General features: G+C 53.8%; 10 protein-coding genes. 8 read left to right on the top strand and 2 right to left on the bottom strand.

All coding sequences use genetic code 11. The annotated features are described in order from the left end of the window. Positions 1-127 precede the first annotated feature (127 nt). The 6 genes from ebgA (at position 128) to ygjK (ending at position 10,380) form a co-directional block, all read left to right on the top strand. Positions 128-3,220 (top strand): beta-galactosidase subunit alpha, encoded by a 3,093-nt coding sequence (ebgA, locus tag AC6I4B_RS17910; protein WP_497767105.1) that lies wholly within the window; start codon positions 128-130, stop codon positions 3,218-3,220. Beyond that, positions 3,217-3,666, top strand: coding sequence for a beta-galactosidase subunit beta (locus tag AC6I4B_RS17905; RefSeq protein WP_497767103.1), 450 nt, complete (start codon positions 3,217-3,219; stop codon positions 3,664-3,666). The genes ebgA and AC6I4B_RS17905 overlap by 4 nt, the downstream gene beginning before the upstream one ends. 93 nt (positions 3,667-3,759) lie before the next feature. After that, positions 3,760-5,193 (top strand): amino acid permease, encoded by a 1,434-nt coding sequence (locus tag AC6I4B_RS17900; protein WP_497767101.1) that lies wholly within the window; start codon positions 3,760-3,762, stop codon positions 5,191-5,193. A gap of 280 nt (positions 5,194-5,473) precedes the next feature. Beyond that, complete coding sequence (locus tag AC6I4B_RS17895; protein ID WP_497767100.1) at positions 5,474-6,907, top strand: amino acid permease; 1,434 nt, start codon at positions 5,474-5,476, stop codon at positions 6,905-6,907. Positions 6,908-6,952: 45 nt separating this feature from the next. Beyond that, the gene (ygjJ, locus tag AC6I4B_RS17890; RefSeq protein WP_497772229.1) at positions 6,953-8,011 is read left to right on the top strand and encodes a protein YgjJ; all 1,059 of its coding nucleotides are present in this window, start codon (positions 6,953-6,955) and stop codon (positions 8,009-8,011) included. Between the two features lie 17 nt (positions 8,012-8,028). Next, positions 8,029-10,380 carry an alpha-glucosidase gene (ygjK, locus tag AC6I4B_RS17885; RefSeq protein ID WP_497767098.1) on the top strand — a complete coding sequence of 784 codons (2,352 nt, stop codon included), beginning with the start codon at positions 8,029-8,031 and terminating at the stop codon, positions 10,378-10,380. A gap of 110 nt (positions 10,381-10,490) precedes the next feature. Here ygjK and sbcC read toward each other — a convergent pair whose 3' ends face one another. Continuing rightward, positions 10,491-13,631 (bottom strand): exonuclease subunit SbcC, encoded by a 3,141-nt coding sequence (sbcC, locus tag AC6I4B_RS17880; RefSeq protein WP_497767097.1) that lies wholly within the window; start codon positions 13,629-13,631, stop codon positions 10,491-10,493. After that, entirely contained in the window at positions 13,628-14,830 is a 1,203-nt protein-coding gene (sbcD, locus tag AC6I4B_RS17875) for an exonuclease subunit SbcD (protein ID WP_497767095.1), read from the bottom strand. Before sbcD ends, sbcC begins: the two co-directional genes overlap by 4 nt. 203 nt (positions 14,831-15,033) lie before the next feature. Between sbcD and phoB the strand changes: the two genes are divergently transcribed. Next, positions 15,034-15,723: a phosphate response regulator transcription factor PhoB gene (phoB, locus tag AC6I4B_RS17870; protein WP_497767093.1), complete on the top strand. Its 690-nt coding sequence runs from the start codon at positions 15,034-15,036 to the stop codon at positions 15,721-15,723. 21 nt (positions 15,724-15,744) lie between these two features. Continuing rightward, positions 15,745-17,040, top strand: coding sequence for a phosphate regulon sensor histidine kinase PhoR (gene phoR / locus AC6I4B_RS17865; protein ID WP_497767091.1), 1,296 nt, complete (start codon positions 15,745-15,747; stop codon positions 17,038-17,040). Positions 17,041-17,193 lie beyond the last annotated feature (153 nt).

Genomic DNA, 17,193 nt, shown 5'->3' with positions numbered 1-17,193 from the left:
CCTCCCTCCACTCTCTCCCGTATGCTCATTTTGTGATCGAGTTAAAGTAAATCGCCCCTGCTCATTTTATTTAGTAAAACTTTTACTAAAATAAGATGCAATAACTTAGTCCGTACAGGGAGGCGATATGAATCGCTGGGAAAATCTTCAACTCACTCATGAAAACAGGCTGCCGCCGCGCGCGTATTTCTTCTCCTACGATTCGCTGGCGCAGGCGCGTTCGTTTGTTCGTGAAAGCAGTAGCCGCTTTTTGTCCCTTAGTGGACAGTGGAATTTCCGTTTCTTCACTAACCCGTTGCTGGTGCCGGAAGCATTTACCTCTGAACTTATCGAAGGGTGGGGGCCAATCACCGTGCCGGGCATGTGGCAGATGGAAGGCCACGGCCAGTTGCAGTACACCGACGAAGGTTTTCCGTTCCCGATTGATGTGCCGTTTGTGCCAACCGATAACCCGACTGGCGCGTATCAGCGAGTGTTTACCCTCGGTGAAAATTGGCAGGATAAACAAACCATTATCAAATTTGATGGCGTAGAAACCTACTTTGAAGTCTACGTTAACGGTCAGTATATCGGCTTTAGTAAAGGCAGCCGTCTGACGGCGGAATTTGATATTAGCGCGGCGGTGAAAACCGGTGACAACCTGTTGTCGGTACGCGTGATGCAGTGGGCGGATTCGACCTATATTGAAGATCAGGATATGTGGTGGACGGCGGGGATTTTCCGTGACGTGTACCTGGTGGGTAAAAACCCGCTGCATGTTCAGGATTTCACGCTGCGTACTGATTTTAACGATGATTACCGCGACGCCACGCTTTCTTGCCAACTGGTGCTGGAAAACCTGGCGGCGCAGGCCAGTGATATCACGCTGGAATATACCCTGTTCGATGGCGAAACCGCGCTGTATCAAGGAGCCAGCGAGCGATTAACCGTGGCTCAGCAGCTAAATACCGGCTTTACGATTGACGTTAAAGCGCCGCAGCAGTGGTCGGCAGAAAACCCATATCTGTATCACCTGGTGATGACGCTGAAAAACGCCGCAGGCGAAATTCTTGAAATCATCCCGCAGCGCGTGGGCTTCCGCGATATTAAAGTGCGCGATGGCCTGTTCTACGTTAATAACCACTATGTGATGTTGCACGGCGTCAACCGCCACGACAACGACCACCTGAAAGGCCGCGCCGTAGGGATGGATCGCGTCGAAAAAGATCTGCAATTGATGAAGCAGCACAATATCAACTCAGTACGTACCGCCCACTACCCGAACGATCCGCGTTTTTATGAACTGTGTGATATTTACGGCCTGTTTGTGATGGCGGAAACCGATGTGGAATCTCACGGTTTCGCCAACGTCGGCAACCTGAGCCGCATCACCGACGACCCGGAGTGGGAACATATTTACGTCGAGCGTATCGTTCGCCATGTTCATGCGCAGAAAAACCACCCGTCAATCATCATCTGGTCGCTGGGCAATGAGTCCGGCTACGGCTGCAATATCCGCGCGATGTATCATGCCTGTAAAGCGCTGGATGACACCCGCCTTGTGCATTACGAAGAAGATCGCGATGCGGAAGTGGTCGATATCATCTCCACGATGTACACCCGTGTGCCGTTGATGAATGAGTTTGGTGAATACCCGCACGCCAAGCCGCGCATTATCTGTGAATATGCCCACGCGATGGGCAACGGCCCTGGCGGCCTGACCGAATATCAAAATGTCTTTTATCAGCACGACAGCATTCAGGGTCACTATGTCTGGGAGTGGTGCGATCACGGTATTCAGGCCACCGATGAAAACGGCACAGTATGGTACAAGTACGGTGGCGACTACGGCGACTACCCGAACAACTACAACTTCTGTCTTGATGGGCTGATCTTCTCCGATCAAACTCCGGGGCCGGGTCTGCAAGAGTACAAACAGGTGATCGCGCCGGTGAAAGTGCTGGCGAGCGATCTTGCGCGCGGCATCCTGCGCATTGAAAACAAACTGTGGTTCTCTAACCTTGATGATTACACCCTGAATGTAGAAATCCGCGCCGAGGGAGAAACTCTCTCCAGCCAGCGTTTGAAAGTAGAAGGGCTGGCCGCCAACAGCGCCCGCGAGGTCACTCTTGCGCTGCCGACGCTCGATGAGCGCGAAACTTTTATCAATATCAGTGTTACCAAAGATTCCCGCACTCTCTACAGCGAGGCGAATCACGCCATTGCGGTGTATCAGTTCCCGCTGAAGGCGCAGACGGCGGCGAAAACGCCGTGGCTAAATACCAGCGCCACACCGTTGCAGATTAGCGATGAGCGTCTGAGCTATCGCATCACGGGGCACAACTTCCACGCTGTGTTCTCAAAAGTGAGCGGCAAGCTGACAGAATGGCAGGTGAATGGGGTTAATCAGGTCACTCGTGAGCCGAAAATTAACTTCTTTAAGCCGATGATTGATAACCATAAGCAGGAGTTTGAAGGGCTGTGGGAACCCGCGCACCTGCCGATTATGCAAGAGCATTTGCGCGAGTTTAACGCTGAAATGCACGGCGACACGGTGGTTATCTCAACTCGCACGATTATTGCACCGCCGGTATTCGACTTCGGTATGCGTTGTACTTATCGCTGGCAGATTACCCCACAGGGGCATATTAACGTTGAATTGCAGGGCGAGCGCTACGGCGACTATCCGCATATCGTACCGTGCATCGGCTTTATGATGGGGATTAACGGCCAGTTTGAGCAGGTTGATTACTATGGCCGTGGCCCAGGCGAGAACTACGCCGACAGCCAGCAGAGCAATATTATCGATCTCTGGCATACCACCGTTGATGACATGTTCGTTAACTATCCGTTCCCGCAGAACAACGGTAACCGCCAGCATGTGCGCTGGGCGTCGTTTACTGACCGTCATGGCAGCGGCCTGCTGGTGGTTCCGCGTAAGCCAATTAACGTCAGCGCCTGGCACTACACCGCTGAAAATCTGCACGCCGCACAGCACTGCAATGAGCTGCAACGCAGCGATGACATCACGCTGAATATCGACGCGCAACTGCTTGGCCTCGGCTCCAACTCGTGGGGTAGCGAAGTGCTGGATAGCTGGCGCGTGTGGCTCCAACCCTTCAATTACGGTTTTACGCTGCTGCCGCTGGAAGGCGGGCGCAGCACCTCGCAGGCGCTCGCGAATCATGATTTCGGCGCTGATTTCTTTTCTCCCGTTTCACACAGCGAGGCTGAACAATGAGAGTTCTCGATAATTTAGAACAGTTTAAGCAGATTTATCACAGTGGACGTAAATGGCAGCGCTGTGTGGAAGCCATCAATAATATCGACAATATTCGCCCCGGTGTGGCGCATTCCATTGGTGATTCGCTCTCTTACCGCGTGACGACCGATAGCACCACCGACGCGCTGTTTGTCGGCAATCGCCGCTATTTTGAAGTGCATTACTACCTGCAAGGGCAGCAAAAAATTGAGTTTGCGCCGAAAGAGCAACTGCAAACCGTGGCCTGCTATCGCGATGAAACCGACCGCGAATACCTGAAAGGGATTGGGGAAACGGTGCAGGTTCATGAAGGGCAAATGGTGATTTGTGATACCGAAGAAGCCTACCGTTTTATCTGCGATGAGCGGGTAAAAAAAGTGGTGCTTAGAGTCACGATTGAAGATGGCTATTTCCTGAATAAATAACGGTACGTGTTATCAGTACCCGGCCAGCGGCGTTGCCCGCTGGCCTTTACCTGTATCAGCCCACCAGGGGTTATGTGATTTTTCGGAGGACGTATGTCCGCATCAATTCGTGCAAAAATAGGTAAGTTCGCGCTGTTGTCGATGGCGTTTACCGCGGTATTTAACGTACGAAATATCGTGAATAACAACATCGAACTAGGCCTGAGTTCTGCGCCTATTTTCTTGTTCGCGACCGTGGTTTATTTCATTCCTTTCGTCTTTATCATCGCTGAATTTGTCTCGGCGAATAAACATTCTGAATCAGGCATGTACGCATGGCTGAAGCAGCCGCTGGGGACGCGCGCAGCCTATCTTGGCTCGTTCCTGTACTGGTTTGTGAACCTGTTCTTCTTCCTGTCGCTGCTGCCGAATGTGGTGGCCTACGCCTCCTACGCCATTATGGGTTACGCCATTCCGTTCTCGCCAATGGTGACGTCGCTAATCTCTATTGTGCTGTTCGCAATGGCGACTCACATCTCGACCAAAGGGGCGACGTGGCTGGGTAAAATCTCAGAGTGCGTGGCTTATGGCGTATTCGCGCTGTTTGCGATTTATGTTGTGGGCGCGCTGACGGCGCTGGGCAGCGGGCACGTTCCGGCGCAGCCGATTACGCTGTCGGCGATGGAGCCAACCATCAACTGGGCGACGCTCGGCATTATGTGCTGGATTTTCCAGGCCGCAGGCGGTGCGGAAACCGTTGCGGCGTACCTGAATGACACCAAAGGCGGGCAGAAATCATTTATTAAAGTGATTATTACCGCCGGTGTGCTGATTGGCGGCATGTATGCGCTCGGCTCGCTACTGGTGAACGTCTTTGTGGCGCGCGAAGATCTCACCTACGCTGCGGGAATGGTGGAAATCTTTACCGGCCTCGGCGCCTATTTCCATATTTCCGAAGCGCTGATGGGGCGTTTTGTCGGCATTATCCTGTTCATTGCCATTTTCGGCAGCATGATGATGTGGACGGCGGCTCCGGTCAAAATTCACTTCTCTGAAATTCCTGAAGGGATTTACGGCAAGAAAACCACCGAACTGAACGCCCACGGCGTGCCGGTTCGCGCGGCCTGGTGGCAGTTTGTGTTTGTGCTGCTGATGCTGATTGTCAATGGTTTTGGCTCTGCCAGCGTTCAGCAGATGATGAATACCGCCATCAACCTGACGGCAGGAACGGCGATGCTGCCGCCGATATTTATTATGGCGGCCTATTTTGTCTTCCGCTGGAAACACGATGATACTCCGCGTGACTTCCGCATGGGCTCGCGAACGGTAGGGATGTGCGTGGTATCGATGCTGATGATTATCTTCGTGGTCAGCATGACGGCTTCTGCATTCCCGCCGGGGGTAGATCTGGTGAACGCCTTCTTTGTTAACGTCTTTATGACCGCTGTTTTCTCGGGGCTTGCCTGGTGGTGGATCACCCGATTTGAGAACAAACAGAAGAAAAGTCAACACGTTGATTCAAACTCCATTCCTAAAGTAGCGAAATAATCAGCCTCTGCTCGCCAGCCGTTTCTCGACTGGCGAGCCGTTGCACCTTTCATCATTACGTACCATTCAGCCATTTTCGTGATCGAGTTAAAGCTAATCGAGTTTTATCCTTTGTTTTACTAAATATTTTACTAAAATAAACATCGATAATTAACTGCCTCTGTACACTTCATCCTTCAGGCCGCCGACCATCGGGTGGTTTGAAGGATGAAGTGTATATCCTACAAACAACGCAGACCCTTCTCGCTACCCACTGAAGGAGACTGTGTGGAGATGTGTTATGTCTGATTCTAAACGTAATACCATCGGTAAATTTGGCCTGCTATCGCTGACATTTTCCGCTGTTTACAGTTTTAATAACGTCATTAATAACAATATCGAACTTGGGTTAGCATCGGCTCCGATGTTTTTTCTGGCCACGCTGGTTTACTTTATTCCGTTCTGCCTGATTATCGCGGAGTTCGTTTCACTGAATAAAAACTCAGAAGCAGGGGTGTATGCCTGGGTGAAAAGCGCGCTGGGTGGGCGCTGGGCCTTTATTACGGCGTATACCTACTGGTTTGTTAACCTGTTCTTTTTCACTTCATTACTGCCACGCGTTATTGCCTATGCGTCGTATGCGTTCCTGGGCTATGAGTATATCCTGACGCCAATAGCCACCACGGTGCTGAGTATGGCGCTGTTTGCGTTATCTACGTGGGTGTCTACCAATGGTGCGAAAATGCTGGGGCCGATTACATCGGTCACTTCATCATTAATGCTGCTGCTGACGCTGTCGTATATTTTGCTGTCCGGCACGGCGCTGGTGGGCGGTATTCAGCCGGCAGATCCGATTACCGTAGATGCGATGATCCCTAACTTTAACTGGGCATTCCTCGGCATTACGACGTGGATTTTCATGGCGGCAGGCGGCGCGGAATCGGTCGCGGTCTACGTCAATGACGTTAAAGGCGGCTCAAAGTCTTTCGTTAAAGTGATTATCCTGGCCGGTATTTTTATTGGCGTGCTGTACTCTATTTCGTCGGTGCTGATTAACGTCTTTGTCAGTAGCAAAGAGCTGAAATTTACCGGCGGCTCAGTGCAGGTATTCCACGGTATGGCGGTCTATTTTGGCCTGCCGGAGATCCTGATTAACCGCTTTGTTGGGCTGGTTTCTTTCACTGCGATGTTTGGTTCTCTACTGATGTGGACAGCCACACCGGTTAAAATTTTCTTCTCTGAAATTCCGAGCGGTATTTTCGGTAAGAAAACCGTTGAGCTGAATAAAAATGGTGTGCCTGCTCGTGCGGCGTGGATTCAGTTCCTGATTGTGATTCCACTGATGATTATTCCTATGCTCGGCTCCAGCACCGTACAGGATTTAATGAACACCATCATCAACATGACCGCCGCCGCCTCGATGCTACCGCCGCTGTTTATCATGTTGGCGTATCTGAACCTGCGCCGTAAATACGATCACCTGCCGCGTGATTTCAAAATGGGATCGCAAAGAACCGGTATTGCCATTGTCTCCATGCTGATTGTGATTTTTGCCATCGGTTTTATTGCCTCGACCTTCCCAACCGGCGGCAACATTCTGACGATTATTTTCTATAACGTCGGTGGTATTGTTATTTTCCTCGGTTTTGCCTGGTGGAAATACAGTAAATACCTCAAGGGGCTAACCCCAGAAGAGAAAAAAATAGAAGCGACGCCGGTTGCGCATTCTTCTTAATGCAGCACTTTCCTTACCATAAAAATAATACTCTCTGAAAACATGATGAAAAATAGCCATTATTTATACGGGGCACTCGTTGCCCTGGTTTTTTGCCGCCCGGTGCTTGCCGCTGAGGTTGCACATCCCGCAGAACATGATGATACGAAAACGCCGCAACTGAATACCACTTCATACCGTTTTTATGGCGAATTAGGCGTCGGCGGTTATATGGATTTAGAAAACGAGGATAAACATAAATATAGCGATGGAACCTATATTGAAGGCGGCCTGGAGATAAAACACGGGCCGTGGTTTGGCTTAATTTACGGCGAAGGCTGGACGGTGCAGGCCGATAATCAGGGTAATGCCTGGGTTCCCGATCACAGCTGGGGCGGCGTTGAAGGCGGAATTAACCGCCTTTACGGCGGCTATAAAACTGATAACAGCACCGAAATTATGCTCAGCGTGCGCCAGGATTCCTCGCTGGATGATTTGCAGTGGTGGGCGGATTTTACCCCGGATCTGGGCTATGTGATCCCCAATACCCGCGATATTCAGTACGCGCTAAAAGTGCAGAATCTGGACGGTAACTTCCGCTATAGCGTTACCGCTACGCCTGCCGGACACCACAATGAAAGCAAGGCTTGGCTACATCTTGGCAAATATGACCGTTATGACGACAAATATACCTACCCTGCGATGGTTAATGGCTACATTCAGTACGATATCGCCAAAGATATTACCTGGATGAATGGGATGGAAGTGACTGACGGTACAGGTGAAATGTACCTTACCGGCTTTTTATCACCGAATTTTGGCGCGCGAGCCTGGCATCACACCGGACGGGCGAAAGGGCTGGGGACTCCCGGAACCGAAACGGGCTTTATGGCCAGCGCCATGTATGAAGCCTTTAACGGTTTTTATCTCTCTACCGCCTACAGTTATGCCAAACATCGCCCGGATCACGCTGCCGATGAAACCACTGCGTTTGTGCAGTTCGGCATTTGGTACGAGTACGGCAATGGCCGCTTCGCCACCGCCGCAGATAGCCGCTTTTACACGCAGAATGCCTCTGGCGACCCCAGCGACAAAATTTTCCTGATGCAATATTTCTACTGGTAAGAAGGGATATAACAACCATGAATATGACTTCCACCCTGACGCCGCTCGCCTGTGCGCTGCTGCTGAGTTTTTCCGCCCACGCCGTCACGGCTGACGAATTTAAAAACGTGGTCAATCGCACCGGCGCGCCGCAGTACATGCAGGACTTTGATTACGACGATCACCAGCGCTTTAACCCGTTCTTTGATCTCGGCGCATGGCATGGCCATTTGCTGCCAGATGGCCCCGCGACGATGGGCGGTTTCCCTGGTCCTGCGCTGCTGACGGAAGAGTACATCAATTTTATGGCGACCAATTTTGACCGCCTGACGGTGTACCAGAACGGTAAAAAACTGGCCTTCACGATGCAGGCGTACAGCATTCCCGGCGCGTTAATCCAGACACTCTCCGCGCCTGGCGTACAGATTGCGATGACGCTGCGTTTCGCCAGCCCGCACACCTCGCTGCTGGAGACGAAAATCACCAGCAACACGCCGCTGAAACTGGTGTGGGACGGTGAACTGCTGGAAAAACTGGCAGCCAAAGAGGGAAAAGCGCTGTCGGATAAAACCATCGACGCGGCGTTTCCTGATTATCAACGCCGCCTGAAGGCGACTCATGACGGCCTGACGGTGACTTTTGGCAAGGTGCGCGCCGACTCCGCGCTGATGACCTCCGGTGAATCCCAGTATCAGATTCATCGCTCGCTGGCGACCAATACCAAAATTGAAGGCCACCGTTTTACCAGCACCGCGCACATCAACGGCTCCACCACGCTGTACACCACCTATTCGCATCTGCTGACAGCCGAACAAGTGCTGCACGAGAAAACGCAGATTCGCGATATTCTGGCGCGTCCGGTCTATTACCTGAACGCCTCCGCGCAGCGTTGGGAAGGGTATCTGCAAAAAGGGCTGACCAACCCGGATGCCACCGCCGAACAGACGCGCGTGGCGGTAAAAGCCATTGAAACGCTGAATGGTAACTGGCGCGCACCCGGCGGGGCAGTGCAGCACAACACCGTCACGCCATCGGTGACGGGGCGTTGGTTCTCAGGCAACCAGACCTGGCCGTGGGATACCTGGAAACAGGCCTACGCGATGGCGCATTTCAACCCAGAAATAGCCAAAGAGAATATTCGCGCCGTGTTCTCCTGGCAGATTAAGCCTGATGACAAGGTACGCCCGCAGGACGCCGGATTTGTTCCTGATTTGATTGCCTGGAACCTCAGCCCGGAACGCGGCGGTGACGGCAGCAACTGGAACGAGCGGAACACCAAGCCAAGCCTGGCCGCGTGGTCGGTGATGGAGGTGTACAACGTCACCAAAGATAAAGCCTGGCTCCAGGAGATGTATCCGAAGCTGGTGGCGTATCACGACTGGTGGTTGCGCAACCGCGACCATAACGGCAACGGTGTGCCGGAATATGGCGCAACACGCGACAAAGCGCATAACACCGCCAGCGGCGAGATGCTGTTTACGCTGAAAAAGGGCGCGCAACAGCAGACGCTTTCTGGCCTGAAAACCTATGAAAGCGTAACGGCGAAAGGTGATTACGACAGCCTGGAGATCCCCGCGCAGGTGGCGGCGTCCTGGGAATCGGGGCGTGATGATGCGGCGGTCTTTGGTTTTATCGATAAAGAACAGTTAGATAAATATGTCGCCAACGGCGGCAAGCGTAGCGACTGGACGGTGAAGTTTGCTGAAAACCGCGATCGGCAGGGCAATTTGCTCGGTTACTCGCTGATGCAGGAGTCGGTTGACCAGGCGAGCTATATGTACAGCGATAACCACTATCTGGCGGAAATGGCGACCATTTTGGGCAAGCCGGAGGAGGCGAAACGCTATCAGGCGCTGGCGCAGAAACTGGCGGATTACATCAATACCTGCATGTTCGATCCGCAGAGCAAGTTCTATTACGACATCCGCATTGAAGATCAACCGCTGGCGAACGGCTGCGCCGGTAAGCCCATTGTGGAACGTGGCAAAGGGCCGGAGGGCTGGTCGCCTCTGTTTAACGGTGCGGCGACGCAGCAACATGCCGACGATGTGATTTCTGTGATGCTCGATAACAAAGAGTTCAACACCTTTGTGCCGTTGGGGACGGCGGCGTTAACCAACCCGGCGTTTGGCCCGGATATTTACTGGCGCGGGCGCGTTTGGGTTGATCAACTGTGGTTTGGTCTGAAAGGTATGGAGCGTTACGGTCATCGTGAAGAGGCGCTAGAGCTGGCTGATGCGTTCTTTAAACATGCCAAAGGCTTAACTTCGGATGGCCCTATTCAGGAAAACTATAACCCGTTGACCGGAGCCCAGCAGGGCGCACCGAACTTTTCCTGGAGTGCTGCGCATTTGTATATGTTGTATAACGAGTTTTTCAGAAAACAGTAATAAAACGGGCGATAATTTTTGCGGATAAGCAGGCCGGATAAGCGCGAGCGCTATCCGGCCTTTTCTTGAGTACCAGAGCCTCGTCTCTCCCTGAGGGAGAAAGGGACGGTTTACTCCACGGCAAACATTTTATCCAGGCGGCTATACCCCAGCCCGTTGATTTTCTTCACCTTAATCTGCACCGGGATCCGCTCTTTCATCGCTTCAACGTGACTTATCACGCCGATGATTTTGCCGCTGGCATTGAGCGTGTCCAGTGCGTCGAGCGCGGTATCCAGCGTTTCGCTGTCCAGCGTGCCGAAACCTTCATCCAGGAACAGCGAGTCGATACGCGTTTTATGGCTGACCAGATCAGAAAGCGCCAACGCCAACGCAAGGCTCACAAGGAAACTTTCCCCGCCAGAGAGCGTACGAGTATCGCGTACCGCATCGGCCTGCCAGGTATCTACCACCTCCAGTTCCAGCGCATCGCTGGCTTTACGTTGCAGTAAATAGCGGCCATGCAGGCGACTGAGCTGCTCGTTAGCCAGCCATACCAGGTTATCCAGCGTCAGCCCCTGGGCAAATTTACGGAATTTATCCCCCTCTTTGGAGCCAATTAGCGCATTTAAATGCGCCCAATCTTCCAGCACCGCGTTGGCTTTTTCTATCTCCAGGAACAGCGCTTGTTGTTGCTGGCGGTTTTCTTCGTCTTGTTTCAACTGCTGGCGTATTTCGCCCTGGCGCTCGCTGTTTTCACGAAGCTGGCGGGCAATCTGCTGAAGCTGCGTTTGTGCCTCGGCAAGCGTGAACTCCGGCGTAAGCGTTGCCGGACGCTGCGCCAGATGGCGGGCGATGGCGTCCTGCACCTGTGTTGCCAGCGTCTGGCTTTGCTGATGTTGCGACTCCAGCGACTGTTTCAACTGCTCCAGGCGTTGGCGCTCGGTGTTGTCCAGCAGGGCGGCGAGGAAATCCTGGCGATCGGTGAAGTGGGAGTCGGCAAGCGCCTGGTCGAAGGCCTGTTCTGCCTGCTGTAGGCGCTGATTTTCCAGCGTTTCTTGCTGTTGCAACGTTTTCCACTGGCTTTCCAGCGATACGCATTCGTGGTGCACTTTCAGCCAGCCGTCGAGAGCAACCGGTTCGACGTCGTCAGAATGTTTCGCCGCTGGCAGCGTGTCCAATAATGGCTGGATCAGCGCTAGCTGTTGCTGAATATCTTGGTTCTGTTTCTGTTGTTGCTGCCAGCGTTGAGTCTCCGCTTCGCGCGCGGCAAGCCAGCTATTTTCCTCACCGGCTGCCGGGAGCGTTAAAGCAAAATTGGCCAGCGTTTGGCTGAGTGCAGCGCTGCGTTGTTCCAGCTCCTCGCGCAGATGCGCGTGCTGCCCCTGCAATTCGCGAATTTGCCCTTCAATCGCCAGCCGTTGGCTGTGCTGATAGCGCTGCTGTTCGGCATCTTCCTGTGCTGCCAGCCAGCCGCCAATATCGTCGGTGGGTTGCAGTGCGATCCCCAGGCTCTCCGTGACCGTTTGCCATTGTGAGGTAAGTGCTTGCTCGCGCTGGGAAAGCGACTGTAACTCGTCGTTTTCTTGCTGCTGCTGTTTTTGCAGCGCTTCTTGTTGACCCCGCAGCGCCGCGCCGTCCTCCGCAAGTTTTGCGACCTCTTTTTCCAGCGCGTCGCGGCGGGATTTATTGATGTCGGGGGTCAGCGCCTGATATTCCGCCAGCGCCGGATGCTCAGTGGAACCGCATAGCGGGCAGGCCGCGCCAGGCTGCAAGCGGGCGCGCTCGGCTTCGAGGCGCACAATCGTTGCTTCCAGCTCGCAAAGTGCCTTCACATCCGCCAACTGCTGCTTTTTATCTTTATAGACCAGGCGAAGTGAGTTGAGGTCGGCGGTGATTTTTTCCAACTGTTGCTGACGCTGCAACTGCGCGTCGGTGAGCTGCTGGCGGCGCGTTTGCAGCGGGAGAAACTGGCCGTGCAGGCTGTTCAACTGCTGGCGTTGCGGGCGCGCGGCGGCGTGTTGGGTTATCTGAGCGGCAACCTCTTCAGCACTGAGCGTGAGTGCCGTGGGCGGCAACTGAGCAAGCTGTTTTTCCAGTTCATGCAGGCGCTGTTGGTGATTTTGTAGCTGGGTGCGCTCTCTGGTCTGTTGGGCAAACGCCCCGCGCCAGCCGGTTAGCTCACCGTGCCAGTGCTGAATAGATTCATGTTCCTGCAACCATTGATGCAACTGTTTTTGCGTCTGTTGCAAGGCCGAGAACTGACGCTCGGCGGCGTTGCGAATGCGGTCGCGCAGCGCCAGTGTTTCATGTAAGCGAGTATTTACTTGCCGCGCTTGCTGGTGGGTTTTTGCTACCGTCGCCGTCTGCTCTTGCATTAGCGCCCAGCGAGGGCGTAATGCCTCGGCAGGCTGCGCACGTTGCAGCGCGGCAAGCTGCGGCTGTGCGGCTTCCAGTGCCTGTTGGGCATCAACCAGCGCCCGTTGTGTTTTTTGGCGCTCCTGCTCCAGTTCGCCCTGACGCGCCAGCCACTGTTGATGTTGCATCGCGTGGGTTTGCTGCTGTTGCCACTGTCGCTCATCATGAGTGAGCGCCTGCAAACTTTGCTGCAATGCCTGCTGTTGCTCGTCGTTTAACAGGCTGACGCCGCTGGCCTGTGCGTTTAGCGTGTCTAATGTGGCGCGCGCCTGTTTGTGTTTTTCAAACACTTGCGCGGAGATCTGGCCGTAAATCTCCGTGCCGGTCAACTCTTCGAGCAGTTCGGCACGTTCTTTCGGTTTGGCGTTCAGGAAGGCGGCAAATTGCCCCTGGGAGAGCAGCATGGAGCGGGTAAAACGCCCATAGTCCAGGCCGCTGAGCGAGGCCGTCATCTCAAGTTTATCTTTGACTTTATCCGCCAGAATCTGCCCATCGGCACAGCGCGCTAGCTCGACACGCGGCGCTTGCAGATTACCGTCCGGCTGATTACGCGCGCGGTTTTGGCTCCAGAAGGCGCGGTAGGCCACGCCCTGAACCTCAAATTCGACTTCTGCCAGACACTCGGCGGTGTCACGGGTCATCAGATCATTTTGCGACTGAGAAACTGTATTGAGACGTGGCGTTTCGTGGTACAGCGCCAGACAAATGGCGTCGAGCAGGGTGGTTTTCCCCGCGCCGGTGGGGCCGGTAATGGCAAACAGACCGTTGCTGGCGAACGGCTCTTGGGTGAAGTCGATTTTCCATTCACCTTTCAGTGAGTTCAGGTTTTTCAGGCGCAGGCTGAGTATTTTCATGCTTGTTCTTCCTCGCCGAGGCTGTTCAGCGTTTCGTTAAACAGCGTGTGCAGGCGCTGCTGCTGTTCTGGCTCCAGCGTTTCCAGCGCCAGGCGGCGGTGGAAAACTTCTTCAACGCTCAGCTCACTTAGCGTTTCACGCTCCAGGCTGGCGAGAATGCGCTGGCGCTGCTCGCGGCTGCGGCGAACCAACAGCACTTCAACCGGTAAGTCATCGGTGATGGCCTGGATTTTGCGCTGAATGTCATGCAGGTATTCATCGCTGGTGATTTCAATATCCAGCCAGGTGGGGGGGTCGTTGTTGCGGTCGCGCCATTCGGCAAGCTGGGCGCTGATGCCGTCAAAATCCCCTTTAATCACCGCCAGCGGCTGCGTGACCGGAACGGTGAGCGGCGTCACCTCGTCAAGCTTGCCGTCGGTGAAGGTCACTAGATTGACGCTTTTGCTTTTGCCGGTTTCGTCAAAACTTAGCGCGATAGGCGAGCCGCTGTAGCGGATATGCTCGCTGCCGCCAATTTTCTGCGCCCGATGAATATGCCCCAGCGCGATGTAGTCCGCCGGTGGGAAGTTTTGTGCCGGAAAAGCATCCAGTGTGCCAATATAAATGTCGCGCACGGCATCACTTTTGCTGGCTCCGACGGTCGTCAGGTGACCGCTGGCGATAATCGGCAGTGGGGCGTCGGCGCGCAGCGCGCAGGCCTGCTGATATTGCTGCTGGTAGTAGTCAGTTATGCTCTCCAGCACCTGGCGCTGTTTTTCGCTGCCGGAAAGCCCCGCCTGGCTGGTGATGATGTCGCGCGGGCGTAAAAACGGCACTGGGCAGAATACCGCGCCGGGGGTTCCGTCTCGCTGGTTTAAGATAAATGGCGCGTGACCAGCGTTGGCGACCACCGTGGTGTTGAGAAACGAGAGAATGTCCCGCGATTCATTCAGCGTGGCGACCGAGTCATGGTTGCCCGCCAGCACCACCAGATGGCAGCCGGTCTGTTGCAAATTCACCACAAATCGGTTGTACAGTTCGCGCGCGTAGCTCGGCGGCGAGCCGGTGTCGAAGATATCACCCGCCACAATAATGGCATCGACCCGCTCCGCTTCTGCGGTGGCAAGCAGCCAGTGCAGAAAGGCGGCATGTTCAGCGGCGCGGCTTTTGCTGTAGAAGTTCTGGCCGAGATGCCAGTCCGAAGTGTGAAGAATGCGCATAGTAGTTCCGTAACAAATGGCGTAACGGTGATTATACACATCATCATTCCGTACGCTGCCTGTGAGTGGGGATGGGTGAAATTTAGCGGCTGTCATCGATGAAAAGGGGCTATCATCTAACCGTCATGTTTTTCATAAATCTGTCATAAATCTGACGCATAATGACGCCGCATATCTTACTGATGTCTAAAACAGGGCAAATAATGGCAAGACGTATTCTGGTCGTTGAAGATGAAGCGCCAATTCGCGAGATGGTCTGTTTCGTGCTGGAACAAAATGGTTTTCAGCCGGTCGAAGCCGAAGATTACGATAGCGCGGTCAACAAACTGAATGAACCGTGGCCCGACCTTATTCTGCTTGACTGGATGTTACCGGGCGGTTCTGGGCTGCAATTTATTAAGCATCTCAAGCGGGAAGCGCTAACCCGTGATATTCCCGTGGTGATGCTCACCGCGCGCGGCGAAGAAGAAGATCGCGTTCGCGGCCTGGAAACCGGGGCGGATGATTACATTACCAAACCGTTCTCACCGAAAGAGTTAGTCGCACGAATTAAAGCCGTGATGCGTCGAATTTCACCGATGGCAGTTGAAGAGGTGATTGAGATGCAGGGGCTGAGCCTTGACCCTACATCACACCGCGTCATGACCGGCGAAAACCCGCTGGATATGGGGCCGACCGAATTTAAATTATTACACTTCTTTATGACTCACCCGGAGCGCGTGTACAGCCGTGAGCAACTGCTGAACCACGTTTGGGGCACTAACGTGTACGTTGAAGACCGCACCGTCGATGTCCATATTCGTCGTCTGCGCAAAGCGCTGGAACACAGTGGTCACGACCGCATGGTGCAAACCGTTCGCGGCACGGGTTATCGTTTTTCCGCCCGTTTCTAATTTTTGACAGGAGTGTGACGCGTGCTGGAACGGCTGTCATGGAAAAGGCTGGCCCTGGAGCTGCTATTGTGCTGCCTCCCGGCGCTGATACTGGGATGGGTATTGGGTTATTTGCCGTGGTTTTTACTGGCGGCGGTGACCGGCCTGCTTATCTGGCATTTCTGGAATTTACTGCGCTTGTCCTGGTGGCTGTGGGTTGACAGAAGTATGACTCCGCCGCCCGGTCGGGGAAGCTGGGAGCCTTTGCTGTATGGGCTTAACCAGATGCAGTTGCGCAATAAAAAGCGCCGCCGTGAGTTGGGCAATCTGATTAAACGCTTTCGTAGCGGCGCCGAGTCGCTGCCGGATGCGGTGGTGCTGACCACCGAAGAAGGGGCGATTTTCTGGTGTAATGGTTTAGCCCAGCAGTTGCTGGGGCTACGCTGGCCCGACGATAGCGGGCAAAATATTCTTAACCTGCTGCGTTATCCCGAATTTACTCAACACCTCAAAAAGCGCGAATTTCTTAAACCGCTCAATTTAGTGCTCAATAATGGGCGTCATCTGGAAATTCGTATTATGCCGTATACCGACCGCCAACTGCTGATGGTGGCGCGTGACGTCACGCAAATGCACCAGTTAGAAGGGGCACGGCGCAACTTCTTTGCCAACGTAAGCCATGAGTTGCGCACCCCGTTAACGGTGTTGCAGGGCTATCTGGAGATGATGCAAGAGCAGGTGCTGGAAGGGATGGTGCGCGAGAAAGCGTTGCATACTATGCGCGAGCAAACCCAGCGCATGGAAGGGCTGGTCAAACAACTGCTGACGCTTTCAAAAATTGAAGCATCACCGGTGTTGGCGTTAAACGAAACCATTGATGTGCCGCTGATGCTGCGCGTTGTGGAGCGGGAAGCGCAGACCCTCAGCCAGCATAAACATCAGTTCCAGTTTGATATTGACGACACGCTTACGGTGCTGGGTAATGAAGATCAACTGCGTAGCGCGATGTCGAACCTGGTGTATAACGCGGTAAACCATACCCCGGAAGGCACGTTGATTACCGTGCGTTGGCAGCGCACACCGTACGGTGCGCTGTTTAGCGTTGAGGATAACGGGCCGGGTATTTCGGCAGAGCACCTGCCACGGCTGACCGAGCGTTTTTATCGCGTGGATAAAGCGCGCTCAAGGCAAACCGGCGGCAGTGGACTGGGGCTGGCTATCGTCAAACATGCGATTAGCCATCACGATAGCCGGCTGGATATCAGCAGTGAGCCGGGAAAAGGCTCGCGGTTTAGTTTTCTCCTGCCGGAACGTTTAATTGCCAAAAAAAGCGCCTGATCTGCTGCTTGTCAGATTAACTTTCCACAGACCAGCTTCGGCTGGTCTGTTTGCTTTGCAGTCAAGTAAACCGTTCCCGATTAACGAACGTGTGGTTAAAATTTGTTCGCATGATTAGCCGGATGTTTTTCGCAAATCCAGTTAATAAATCTA

Source organism: Kluyvera fluvialis (assembly GCF_059725275.1).
The sequence above is the reverse complement of the archived record's forward strand: the minus strand, read 5'-3'. Positions and strand labels throughout refer to the sequence as shown.